The organism is Pedobacter sp. (assembly GCF_046462515.1).
GTDB lineage: Bacteria > Bacteroidota > Bacteroidia > Sphingobacteriales > Sphingobacteriaceae > Pedobacter.
This window is the reverse complement of record NZ_JBKGVD010000008.1, coordinates 445,901-458,319: the sequence shown is the minus strand read 5'-3', so window position 1 is coordinate 458,319 and position 12,419 is coordinate 445,901. Positions and strand designations below refer to the sequence as shown.

General features: G+C 36.2%; 13 protein-coding genes. 9 read left to right on the top strand and 4 right to left on the bottom strand.

Annotated elements, in window-relative coordinates; genetic code table 11:
- The first annotated feature begins 126 nt into the window (after positions 1-126).
- The 3 genes from ACLHG9_RS10070 (at position 127) to ACLHG9_RS10060 (ending at position 2,412) form a co-directional block, all read left to right on the top strand.
- Positions 127-348: a hypothetical protein gene (locus tag ACLHG9_RS10070; protein WP_410221364.1), complete on the top strand. Its 222-nt coding sequence runs from the start codon at positions 127-129 to the stop codon at positions 346-348.
- A gap of 264 nt (positions 349-612) precedes the next feature.
- The gene (locus tag ACLHG9_RS10065; protein WP_410221363.1) at positions 613-1,908 is read left to right on the top strand and encodes a Fic family protein; all 1,296 of its coding nucleotides are present in this window, start codon (positions 613-615) and stop codon (positions 1,906-1,908) included.
- Between the two features lie 54 nt (positions 1,909-1,962).
- On the top strand, positions 1,963-2,412 hold the full coding sequence (locus ACLHG9_RS10060; RefSeq protein WP_410221362.1) for a hypothetical protein: 450 nt from the start codon (positions 1,963-1,965) through the stop codon (positions 2,410-2,412).
- Positions 2,413-2,467: 55 nt separating this feature from the next.
- Here the strand turns inward: ACLHG9_RS10060 and ACLHG9_RS10055 are convergent, their stop codons facing one another.
- Positions 2,468-3,658, bottom strand: a complete 1,191-nt coding sequence (locus ACLHG9_RS10055; RefSeq protein WP_410221361.1) for an NAD(P)/FAD-dependent oxidoreductase — start codon at positions 3,656-3,658, stop codon at positions 2,468-2,470.
- Positions 3,659-3,820: 162 nt separating this feature from the next.
- Here ACLHG9_RS10055 and ACLHG9_RS10050 point away from each other — a divergent pair, with 162 nt between their 5' ends.
- Together ACLHG9_RS10050 and purE are read left to right on the top strand one after the other, a co-directional pair.
- Positions 3,821-4,960 (top strand): 5-(carboxyamino)imidazole ribonucleotide synthase, encoded by a 1,140-nt coding sequence (locus ACLHG9_RS10050; RefSeq protein WP_410221360.1) that lies wholly within the window; start codon positions 3,821-3,823, stop codon positions 4,958-4,960.
- 25 nt (positions 4,961-4,985) lie between these two features.
- Positions 4,986-5,477: a 5-(carboxyamino)imidazole ribonucleotide mutase gene (gene purE, locus ACLHG9_RS10045; protein WP_410221359.1), complete on the top strand. Its 492-nt coding sequence runs from the start codon at positions 4,986-4,988 to the stop codon at positions 5,475-5,477.
- Between the two features lie 132 nt (positions 5,478-5,609).
- Here purE and ACLHG9_RS10040 read toward each other — a convergent pair whose 3' ends face one another.
- A complete protein-coding gene (locus ACLHG9_RS10040; protein ID WP_410221358.1) occupies positions 5,610-6,170 on the bottom strand; it encodes a YqgE/AlgH family protein in 561 nt (186 codons plus the stop codon).
- A 45-nt stretch (positions 6,171-6,215) separates the two neighbouring features.
- Between ACLHG9_RS10040 and pdxH the strand changes: the two genes are divergently transcribed.
- The 4 genes from pdxH to ACLHG9_RS10020 all read left to right on the top strand — a co-directional run bounded on the left by pdxH (position 6,216) and on the right by ACLHG9_RS10020 (position 10,960).
- Positions 6,216-6,866: a pyridoxamine 5'-phosphate oxidase gene (gene pdxH / locus ACLHG9_RS10035; RefSeq protein ID WP_410221357.1), complete on the top strand. Its 651-nt coding sequence runs from the start codon at positions 6,216-6,218 to the stop codon at positions 6,864-6,866.
- A 24-nt stretch (positions 6,867-6,890) separates the two neighbouring features.
- Complete coding sequence (locus tag ACLHG9_RS10030) at positions 6,891-7,778, top strand: 3-hydroxyacyl-CoA dehydrogenase family protein (protein ID WP_410221356.1); 888 nt, start codon at positions 6,891-6,893, stop codon at positions 7,776-7,778.
- Positions 7,779-7,920: 142 nt separating this feature from the next.
- Complete coding sequence (gene ruvB / locus ACLHG9_RS10025; protein WP_410221355.1) at positions 7,921-8,943, top strand: Holliday junction branch migration DNA helicase RuvB; 1,023 nt, start codon at positions 7,921-7,923, stop codon at positions 8,941-8,943.
- Between the two features lie 511 nt (positions 8,944-9,454).
- Positions 9,455-10,960 carry a GNAT family N-acetyltransferase gene (locus tag ACLHG9_RS10020; protein ID WP_410221354.1) on the top strand — a complete coding sequence of 502 codons (1,506 nt, stop codon included), beginning with the start codon at positions 9,455-9,457 and terminating at the stop codon, positions 10,958-10,960.
- 16 nt (positions 10,961-10,976) lie between these two features.
- Here the strand turns inward: ACLHG9_RS10020 and ACLHG9_RS10015 are convergent, their stop codons facing one another.
- Complete coding sequence (locus ACLHG9_RS10015) at positions 10,977-11,186, bottom strand: hypothetical protein (protein ID WP_410221353.1); 210 nt, start codon at positions 11,184-11,186, stop codon at positions 10,977-10,979.
- A gap of 159 nt (positions 11,187-11,345) precedes the next feature.
- Positions 11,346-12,416 (bottom strand): phytase, encoded by a 1,071-nt coding sequence (locus tag ACLHG9_RS10010; RefSeq protein WP_410221352.1) that lies wholly within the window; start codon positions 12,414-12,416, stop codon positions 11,346-11,348.
- Positions 12,417-12,419 lie beyond the last annotated feature (3 nt).

Genomic DNA, 12,419 nt, shown 5'->3' with positions numbered 1-12,419 from the left:
TCTTTTGCTCAAAATACTTTATTAGCACCTGTACAAAATGTTTCTACTGACACTAACGTTGTCTTTAGACTTTTTTCGACAAGGAATATGTACACGTTTATCAAACTGAACACCAGGAACGGAAAAATGTGGCAAGTTCAATGGGGAACTGAGAGTAAATATCAGTTTGAAGAGACATTGTCTATCATTTCTCGTGTAGATAAAGAAGAGGAAAAGAATGGTAGATTTTTTCTATATCCGACAACCAACATTTACAATTTCGTCCTGCTTGACCAAGTAGACGGCAGAGTATGGCAGGTTCAATGGTCAACTAAACCTGAAGACAGATTGGTAGAAAGAATCAATTAATTAAGACACGTCATTATCAAGATAACTTTGCTTAGAATTGCCGTACGCATAACAACAGGTTTAAGATAAACCTCGAGCGAAGTGCCAACACTAGAATTCGAAATTATTTATTTAGATTAGTGCTGTAGGTAGTTAGTGCCAATATTTGGCTCAACTTAAACCTACAAAACGTTGTGCAATATTTAACATTAGACATCGTTACATAAATTTGCATATCTTAAATAACATTGTTAAATTTGAACGACAATTTAACAATGAGTAAAAATGAAACTTGAGAAGCCACCAAAATGTGAATTAAACATTGAATACCTCCAGAAAATTTGGAAAGGTGAATTCAGAGATTTTATAGTTAAATCAGACGAGAAGTATTTTTACTGGGATGATATTAAATATAAAAAAGATGTGCCATTCGAATCTCAAAATGATAATTGGATATTTATTAAAACATATAGAACTTCTAAATATGAAAAATTAACTTTCGGAAGTTATACATTTAATTATTTTCTTTCTGAATATATTTCTAAGAATTTACATGACTTTGATTTGAAGCTAATGGGTGGTTTACAGCAAAACCCTATTCTTCCATTAGATAGAATTGAATTTTTTAAAAATTCATTGTTAGAAGAAGCAGTTGCTTCTTCTCAGGTTGAAGGTGCTGCAACAACTACCGAAGTAGCGAGAGATATGCTTAAATCCGGAAGAAATCCAAGAAATGAATCTGAACAAATGATATTCAATAATTTAAGAGCAATTGAATATATTAGTGAATTCGTAAATAGCAAGATTGATTTTAAAATCATAATAGAATTACATAAAATCATGACTGCAAATACAGATGCAGAAAAATATTCCGGTGATTTTAGAGATGGAGAAGTATATGTTACAGATCATGTAGATGGTGAAATTGCTCATATTCCACCTGACTGGAAAGAGGTCAAACCTTTAATGGGGGAATTATGCGAGTTCATTAATGATGATGAAAAGTTTATTCATCCAATAATTAAAGCATCTATTATACATTTTATGATTGGATTTATTCATCCATTTAAAGATGGTAATGGCAGAACTGCAAGAGCTTTATTTTATTGGTATTTATTAAAAAAAGGATATTCTTTAGTTAAGAATATCTCAATTTCTAGAGTTATACTTGAATCTAGAACTCAATATGACAAAGCGTTTTTAAAGACAGAATATGATGAAAATGATTTAAATTATTTCATTACATATTCAATAAAAAATATACGAATAGCTTTTGAAAAATTAATACAATATCGAGATAAAAAACTTGAAGAAAGAAAAAAAGCTAATCTTGTTTCTTATGAATTACTTTCAAAAGGTTTAAATAAAAGACAAGCTGATTTAATAGGCTTTTTATATCTAAAAGATAAAAATAATGTTACTTTGAGTTCATACGTTGAAAAACATGAAATTGTAAGACAAACAGCAAGTAGAGATTTAAATGAACTGATTAAACTAGGATTAATAGTTGAGGATAAATCTTCCAAACCTTTTAAGTATTCTATACATAGCAAAAAAGCAATTTCCGAATTTATTAAATAAACATCGCACAACAAGGTATTGTCAAAACGTTGGCAGTAATATTAGAAAAAATTCATGAATGAAGAATCTACTTATTTCGAAATAACAGAAAACGGAGATTTTATCCGAATCGACTTAATTGGTTTAAATTATCCAAATGCGGAATTAGATTGGGATAGAAATTGGATAAGAGGAATTGTTAAGGTAAAAGCTGGAGCGTTTTCTGGTGAATTTAAAGCAGAGTTTATGACAGTTGATTTCATGAGTTTCAAAAACGAATTAGCTAAACTTTATAACAAGCTCAACGGGATTGCAACATTTCATACTTTAGAAAGGCAAGTTGAAATAAAAATTGTTGGAGATGGAATTGGACATCTAAATGCTGAATGCGTTGTAACGGATAACGCCGTAATTGGAAATACACTAGAATTTGAAGTTAGTTTTGACCAAACTCATATTCCAAAAATATTAAACCAACTGGAAAAAATTGTAAATAAGTTTCCGAAAATTGGTGAACTAAAATAATAACACTACTGTCAGCAGCCTTTATGCGACACTTTATGAAATATATAAATTTCAATCAAATATTCTGCGCAATAACATAACCACTGGCCCATGCCCATTGAAAATTATATCCGCCTAACCAGCCCGTAACATCAACACATTCGCCCCCAAAGTAACATCCGGGAAGCTTTTTGCTTTCCAATGTTTTAGACGAAAGTTCATGGGTATCAATACCACCTCGCATTACCTCGGCTTTATCATAACCTTTATCACCTGCAGGTTTAACTTTAAAATAATGAATGGTTTGTTCTAACTGTTGCATATCTGCTTTGCTCAAATCGGCAATGGTTTTATGCAAGGGCAGGAATTTTTCTAAAGCCTCTACAAACTTCCGGGTATAAAACTGATGTAAAAAAGTAGAAAGTTGAATTTTTCCGTTTGTACTTCTATCGCTATTAAGCAGTTCCAATATATGCTGACGAGGTAACAGATCTATATTGACAGTTTCACCGCGGCGCCAGTATGAAGAAATCTGCAATATAGCAGGTCCGCTTAAGCCCCAATGCGTAAACAAGATATTCTCTTCAAAAGAAATCTGGTCATTGCTCACCCTGCAATAAACAGAATTACCCGAAAGTTGAGCAAACCATTCTTCATCCTTGCCTGTAATGGTTAAAGGCACCAATGCCGGTGCAGTTTCAATAATATTCAATCCATGCTTACGGGCAAATTTTAAAGCAAAATCAGTTGCGCCCATTTTGGGTATAGGTAAACCACCTGTTGCAATAACCAGTTTGGGTGCTTGGATGCTTCTGTTTTTATTGTTATGTTCAAAATCAATCCTAAAACCTTCATCGGTTTGGGTAACTTCTTTGATCTCTGTATTACAGATGATCTGCTGCTCCATACCCGCACACAGCTCTGTAAAAACGTTAACTACATCTTTCGCATTTTTTCCATCAGGGAAAAGCTGTCCTAATGTTTTTTCTTTTCCGTTAACTCCATAGCTTTCAAAAAAAGACAAGGTATCATCAACAGTCCACTGGTTAAAGGCCGATTTTAAAAAATGGGTATTTCGGGTAATGAATTGTTCTTCGGTAGCACCCATATTTGTATAATTACAACGGCCGCCACCCGATATCAGTATCTTAGCACCAGGTTTATCATTTTTTTCAAGAACAATAACCTTTTTACCTAAAAATCCGGCCTGTACGGCGCACATCAGGCCACAGGCTCCTGCGCCTATAATTATAGCATCAGCATTCATATTAATGTATCAAAAATACATATTCTTTTTAAGGCCCGCATAGCCTGTACGCTATTTTACAAATCTCTGCTTTCAATTAAGGATTTTAAATAGCCTGTCGTTATTTATTAAAACCTATCCGTTTATTTTTACTATTTTTGTGGCTTATCCATAGATTAGGTAATGGCAAGACAAATCAGCGATTTAAAATTAGGCATATTAGGTGGTGGGCAATTAGGCCGAATGTTAATTCAAGAAGCTATCAATTATAATTTAACCACTTTAGTATTAGATCCTGATACCGAAGCTCCCTGCAAAAATATTGCTAATAAGTTTGAATGTGGATCTATTACGGATTATGATACGGTATATAACTTTGGTAAAAAAGCCGATATCATTACCATTGAGATCGAGAAAGTAAACATCGAAGCACTGGAACAATTGGAAAAAGAAGGAAAACTCGTTTTTCCCCAGCCGCGCGTAATCAGGTTGATACAAGACAAGGGTATACAAAAGCAATTTTTCAAAGAAAATGATATACCTACCGCTCCTTTTCAGCTGGTCCATGGTAAGGAAGATATCTTAAATTCAACCATTTCTTTTCCTTATATCTTAAAACAGCGCAAAGATGGTTACGATGGTAAAGGCGTAATGAGGATCAATGGTATAACAGACATAGACAAAGCTTTTGAAGCTCCATCACTAATTGAAGAGCTGATTGATTTTGAAAAAGAGATTGCGGTGATTGTTGCCAGAAATCCCAACGGAGATATGCGTACTTTTCCTATGGTAGAAATGGAGTTCAATACTGAAGCTAATCTGGTAGAGTTTCTCATCAGTCCATCAACTTATCCTGAAAACATACAGCAAAAAGCAGAAAAAACAGCTATACAGATTGCTACCGCCCTAAATATAACAGGCATTTTAGCAGTAGAGATGTTTATCACGCGAAACGGCGATATTTTAGTAAATGAACTGGCTCCTCGCCCACACAACAGCGGTCACCAAACCATAGAAGGAAATTATGTATCGCAGTTTGATCAGCATTTAAGAGCTATTTTTAATTTACCTTTGGGAGATACGAGAACTTTAGCCAACTCGGTAATGGTAAATTTATTGGGTGAAAAAGGCCATGATGGCGTGGCTAAATATGCGGGCTTAGAAAAAGTAATGTCCGTTGATGGCGTATATATCCACTTATATGGAAAAAAATACACCAAACCTTTCCGAAAAATGGGACATGTAACCATTGTTGATCAAAACCGTGAAAAAGCTATAGAAAAAGCACGTTTTGTTCAGGATGCTTTAAAAGTAATCAGCTAATTAAAAATAATAATCGCAATATAAAGTGGCACAGGTAGGTATTATAATGGGCAGTAAATCTGATTTAAACATCATGAACGATGCTGCCGAAATCATGAAAACATTTGGTATTGATTTTGAAATGACTGTAGTATCGGCACACCGTACACCAGAACGGATGTACAATTATGCTAAAGATGCTGCTAAGCGTGGTTTAAAAGTAATTATTGCAGGTGCAGGCGGTGCTGCTCATTTACCAGGTATGGTGGCCTCTATTACTACTTTGCCTGTAATTGGTGTACCTGTAAAATCATCTAATTCAATAGATGGGTGGGATTCAATCCTGTCTATATTACAAATGCCTAACGGTATACCTGTAGCTACAGTAGCCCTTAATGCCGCAAAAAATGCAGGCTTATTGGCCGCTCAGATTTTAGCTACTTGCAATCCTGAACTGGCTCAGAAAATGCAGGACTATAAAGACGATTTGCGCAACAAGGTTGAAGAAACTGCCGCAGAAATGGAAAACCAGAAATAATCTTTTCAAGGGTAATAGACCCTGAAACAAGTTCAGGGCGACGTTAGCGAGGAAGCAATAACCTTGATGTGCGTCATGCTGAATTTATTTCAGCATCTTTAAATAAAGGCTCATTACGATTAGCTACAAATTTCAATTCAAACTTGGGTCTCTGGGAAAATTGCTGATATGTGCATACTTAGGGCCTAAGTTTATAATTACTTCACGCCACAGCTCTTCTTCGTTGTTAGAAAAAACAATTTCTTTACCAAACTGATCAGAAACAATCCAGGTATTAATTTCTATTTCATCCTTTAACTGTTCAGCCTCCCAACCAGAATAACCCAAAAAGAATTTTACTTCATCAGGTTGAATAGAATTGTTATTAATCAGCAGTTTTAAAGTTTCAAAATCACCGCCCCAATATACATTTTCTGTAATCTGCTCTCCTCCCAGTTTATCAAAACAATTATGTAAAAAATGTATGGTATCTATTTCAACAGGGCCGCCAATAAAAACCTGAAAATCTGTTTCCCATAAATCAGAAATTAAATCTTTTAATAAGAGATTACTGGGTTGGTTCAATACAAAACCCATTGCACCCAGTTCATTGCATTCTGTAAGTAAAACTACCGACCGCCTAAAATTAGGATCGTTCAGGAAAGGTTCAGATATTAATAATTTACCTGTTGATGGCTTTAATGGACTTAACATTTGCGAAATTTAGCAAAATAAATATACAAACCCTATTTTTGTGCCATGGAGCTCACCAAAGAAATGCTACAAAACTTACGGCAGGATTATAAATCGGCACAGTTAAGTGAAAAAGATATTGTAAAAAACCCTATTCAACAATTTGAAAAGTGGTTTAAAGATGCAGTTGATGCACAGATTTATGAACCAAATGTAATGACCCTTGCCACAGCAGATAAAAACGGCCGGCCTAATGCCCGGATTGTACTGCTAAAAGGATTTGACCAAAAAGGTTTCAGTTTTTACACCAATTACTTAAGTCAAAAAGGTAAAGAACTCAAAAAGAATCCACAGGCCTGTCTTGTGTTTTTTTGGGCAGAATTAGAACGTCAGGTACGTATTGAAGGCACAGTTGAAAAGTTAGATAAAGAAACCTCTGAAGCTTATTTCATTTCACGTCCCATAGGTAGTCAAATTGGTGCTATTGCATCGCCACAAAGTCAGGTAATTGAAAGCAGGGATCTTTTAGAACAACGTGTACAAGAACTTACACAACAATATGAAGGTAAAACCATCCCTAAGCCATCACATTGGGGAGGCTATATTGTAAAGCCTGTTTCCATAGAATTTTGGCAGGGCCGCCCTAGCCGCTTACATGACCGGATCAGTTATAAACTGATTGATGGTAAATGGAAAATTAACAGATTAGCACCTTAATAAACCCAATATAAATCTTAATACATGAAAAATATAGCAGTAATAGGCTCTGGAACCATGGGTAATGGCATTGCTCATACCTTTGCACAGTTCGGATACCAAGTTAACCTTATTGACATTAATGCAGATGCCTTAAAAAAGGCACTTTCTACTATAGAAAAAAACTTAGACCGTCAGGTAACAAAAGGTACACTTACAGAACAGGATAAAACACATACTTTAAACAACATCAGCACTTATACCGACCTAAAAGAGGGCGTTTCGCAGGTAGATCTGGTAGTGGAGGCCGCAACAGAAAACATAGAACTTAAGCTTAAAATCTTCAAAGATTTAGATGCTTTTACACAGCCATCAACCATCTTGGCAAGTAATACTTCTTCTATTTCCATTACACAAATTGCATCGGTAACCAACCGTGGCGATAAGGTAATTGGTATGCATTTTATGAACCCGGTACCTATTATGAAACTTGTCGAGGTTATCAGAGGTTACGCAACCAGTAATGAAACCACGCAAACGGTTATGCAATTATCTGAGAAATTAGATAAAGTACCTGTAGAGGTAAACGATTATCCTGGTTTTATAGCTAATCGTATCCTTATGCCGATGATTAATGAAGCTATTTATTCGCTATATGAAGGCGTAGCGGGTGTTTACGAAATAGACACCGTAATGAAATTAGGTATGGCTCACCCTATGGGCCCCTTGCAGTTAGCAGATTTTATCGGCTTAGATGTATGTCTAGCTATTCTTAATGTATTGCATCAAGGTTTTGGTAATCCTAAATATGCGCCATGTCCGCTGTTGGTAAATATGGTAACTGCTGGCAAAAAAGGAGTAAAATCTGGCGAAGGGTTTTACGATTACAGCAATGGAGTTAAAGAAGCTAAAGTTTCTGCCAAATTCAGTTAGTATTTGATATAGCATAAAACCGCTGCAAATATTTACAGATAGTCCCGCCTTACATTGTATTTCCAAAAAGTTTTTTTTGGAAGCTGCCGTTACAGCCGGGACTATCTGATTTAAAACAGTACAAAAAACTTATATTTGTTGTATGAACAAAAATCTTGATCCATCATCTGAAAACTTAAGCCCTGTAGAACGAGATATTGAGAAAGCATTGCGTCCACAGGAGTTTGAAGATTTTACCGGTCAAGATAAAATTTTAGAGAACCTTAAGATTTTTGTTAAAGCCGCAAAACTACGTGGCGAAGCTTTAGACCATGTGCTTCTTCACGGCCCTCCAGGTTTAGGCAAAACCACGCTCTCCCATATCATAGCCAATGAAATGGGCGTAAACATTAAAGTTACCTCAGGCCCTGTTTTAGATAAACCGGGAGATCTGGCAGGCTTGCTCACCAATTTAGATAGTGGTGATATTTTATTTATAGATGAAATACACCGCCTTTCGCCACTGGTAGAAGAGTACCTGTACTCGGCCATGGAAGATTTCAAGATTGATATCATGTTAGAAAGTGGCCCAAATGCGCGCTCTGTACAGATTGGTCTAAATCCTTTCACTTTAGTGGGTGCAACCACACGTTCAGGTTTGCTTACAGCACCTTTACGCGCTCGTTTTGGCATCAACTCTCGTCTGGCTTATTATGACGCCAAATTATTGACTACCATTGTATTGCGTTCTTCAGCTATTCTCAATACACCTATTACAGAAGAAGGCGCTTATGAAATTGCACGCCGCAGCCGTGGCACACCACGTATTGCCAATGCCTTGCTGCGTCGTACCAGAGATTTTGCGCAAATAAAAGGCAATGGCCAGATAGATACAGAAATTGCCCGCTATGCCCTGTCGGCATTGAACGTAGACGAACATGGGCTCGATGAAATGGATAATAAAATCCTTTTGGCTATTATAGATAAATTTAAGGGTGGCCCTGTGGGTTTAAAAACCATTGCTACTGCCGTAGGCGAAGATGACGGTACCATTGAAGAAGTTTATGAACCTTTCTTGATACAGGAAGGTTATTTAATGCGTACTGCCCGTGGTCGTGAGGTTACAGATGCAGCTTATAAACATTTGAACAGAAGCCGTTTAGGGCAAACCGGCAAGCTTTTTTAGTTTACTTTTAACCGTCATACTGAACTTGTTTCAGCATCTTTCTTGAAGAATATAGAACCTGACCATGAAGTAGCTACAAGACCATATATAAGACCTTGTAAAATAAATTCAGGGTGACGGGCTATTTCTATAAGGTAACGTTAAATAAAACGCATCATGCCCTCCCTTCGCGTCATGCTGAACTTGTTTCAGCATCTCGCTTGTCATTTTTAATTACCTTCAAGCATAAATCCTAACCACGAAGTAGCCGCCAAGTAAATCTAGTTTACAACCTTTACTGTATTATAGACCCTGAAACGAGTTCAGGGTGACGCACTGTTTTATGGAGAAGTGACCTTAAATAGAATACGTCATGCTGAACTTGTTTCAGCATCTTGCCTATTACATTTATCCTCTGTTATACAGCCACTGAAATAGCTTATTCCCATACTTCGGGGAATTCAGGGTAACTAAATAGATAGAATTAAAAAGCTTCTTAAACATTTTTTGTTTCTTATTGTTCGTATGGTATATGAATATTGAACTCAGAAAACTAACTATTGATGATTATGACGGGCTCCGCGAATCAATGAAGGAAGCCTACCACGACAGCGGAAACGGTTATTGGCCCAAATCCAATATCCAGAAATTACTTAAGCTATTTCCCGAGGGACAGATTTGCATCACCGTTGATGACAAAGTAGTAGCCTGTGCACTCAGCATTATAGTTGATTATGATTTATTTGGAGATAATCATACTTACGAGCAGATCACCGGAAAGTATTCTTTCTCAACCCATACCTCAAAAGGTAATGTACTCTATGGCATAGAAGTTTTTGTGCATCCCGAGTATCGTGGTTTACGATTAGCCCGACGCTTATATGAGGCCCGTAAAGAATTATGCGAATCGCTCAATCTCGAAAGCATCATTGCAGGCGGCCGTATTCCCGGTTATCATCAATATGCCAAAGAACTTACACCCAGACAATACATTGATAAGGTTAAGATTAAAGAAATATATGATCCTACGTTAACCTTCCAATTATCTAACGATTTTCACGTTCGTAAAATTCTGAAAAATTATCTGCCTGGAGATCTTGAATCTAAAGAATACGCTACCTTACTTGAGTGGAATAACATTTATTATCAGGACGATGTAAGTGCAAGATCTGCAAAAATTATCAGGTTAGGTTTGGTACAATGGCAGATGAGGCTATTCAATAACATTGATGCTTTTTATGAACAGGTAGAATTTTTTGTAGATGCCGTAAGTGGTTATCAGTCTGATTTTATCGTATTTCCAGAGTTTTTCAATACACCACTCCTTCAACCTTATAATCATTTACCAGAAAAAGAAGCCATGGAAAAACTGGCTGATTTTACTGCAGAAATTGTAGAGAAAATCCAAGAATTCGCTGTTTCTTATAATGTAAATATCATTAGCGGCAGTATGCCTGTAAAAGAGAATGGCAAATTATACAATGCCACTTATCTATGCCATAGAAACGGACTAACAGAAGATTACCGTAAAATACATATTACACCTAATGAACAAAAATATTACGGTATGAGTGGAGGTGATCAAATAGGTGTTTTTGATACCGATTGCGGTAAAGTAGGAATTTTAATCTGTTATGATGTAGAATTTCCGGAATTGAGCAGAATATATGCAGATCAAGGCATGCAAATCTTATTTGTTCCTTTTTTAACCGATACACAAAATGGTTATACACGGGTAAGGCATTGCGCTCAGGCCAGGGCAATTGAAAACGAATGTTATGTGGCCATAGCAGGTTGCGTGGGTAACTTGCCAAAAGTAAACAATATGGACATACAGTTTGCCCAATCGGCTGTTTTTACTCCATCTGACTTTGCTTTTCCTTCAAATGCAGTCAAAGCAGAAACCACTCCAAATACAGAAATGATGTTAGTAGTAGATGTAGATCTACATTTATTAGATGAATTGCACCATTTCGGTACGGTAAAAACACTCAAAGATAGACGACAGGATCTTTACCAAGTAAAATACCTGAAATAAGACAATAAGTTCAGCATTATTTTGTGCCTGTGTTTCTAAAGAAAAGAAACCAAATAGCTAATAATATGATGACCACAATAGGTATTATCCATTTCATGGCCTGCCCTGCACCTTCTGTGTCAGGTTCGTTTACAGTTGGTCCGGGTGCCGGATTATCCTTATGGGCTTCATAATTGGTTTCAACATGATCTTTTTTTCTTCTGTCATTCTGTTCTCTGTTTTCCATGACCGCCTCCATTTTTGATTACTCCCTATTTTAAACAGGTAAATACATTAAATGTTTTTTTAAAGCACCCTGTTAAGAAAGATAAATACAAGAAAAAGCTACCAAAATCAGTTAAAAACTAATCTGGCAGCTCTGTAAATTTATATAATGTCTATTGAATTATTTCAGTTCTTTGCCAGCTATATCTTCCCAACGGTAATAATGAAAAGTCTTATCATCGCTCATTACTACAAAAAGACCATGTTTAAAAGTGCCGTTCAATGGTATATTCACTACATCCGATCCATCGCTTTGGTTAGCCGCTACATTTACAATCTTCACCAGTTTATGTTGATGCGGATTTCCAGTCTCACCTTCTCTTGTAAATATCTGAAAACGATTGGCCTGCTGATCTGATACAAGAATATAACCGGTTTTATCACCGGTTTTAAAAATAGATATACCTTCATGATCGCCTTTAAATCCTGTGGTTCCGAAAAGTGCCAACTCTTTATTGCCTTTAGCTGGGTCAGCATAATATTTACGTACACCATATTGTTCATCAGAATAATAGATATAACCGTTTTCATTATCAACCGCAATAGCTTCTATTTCTTTCTTACCGCTGTAATTACCAAATTTACGTACCAAAGTAGCTTTAACCTGTCCTTTACCATTATCTTGTAAAAGATATTGCCATAAATAAGACCCATCTGTAGGGCCGTTTTTTCTACCCACTATAGCATACATTTTTTTATCTGGTGCGGTATAAATGGCAATCCCCATTAAATCACGGTATGCATCTCCTGTTTCTCCTTCGAACATTGGAATACCTCCATTATCAACAGGTTTCATATCCGGTAAAGAAAAAATGCGCAGATTATGGGTCATCCGTTCTGTGGTAATTGCAATGTCAGTGGCTTTACCTGCAAACACCAAACCATAAGCTACATCTACATTATTAGGACGTTGCAAATTTCTTACCACCAAATCCTCTTTGATTTTCCCTTGCAGATCAAACACATAAAGTGCACCGTTTTTTTCTTTATCTGTACCTATAACCAGCGATTTTGAGGGATCTTCTTTGTTTATCCAAATAGCAGGGTCATCAGTATCATATTTTACTTTTTCTGTAATGATAACGGGTTTTATAGTATCTGCAACAAGTTTTTTTTGCGTATTGCCTTTGCAAGCTGTAGCCCCTAATAAAAGGACAGATAAAATCAGGGTATTTTTATTTATACCTATCATAGA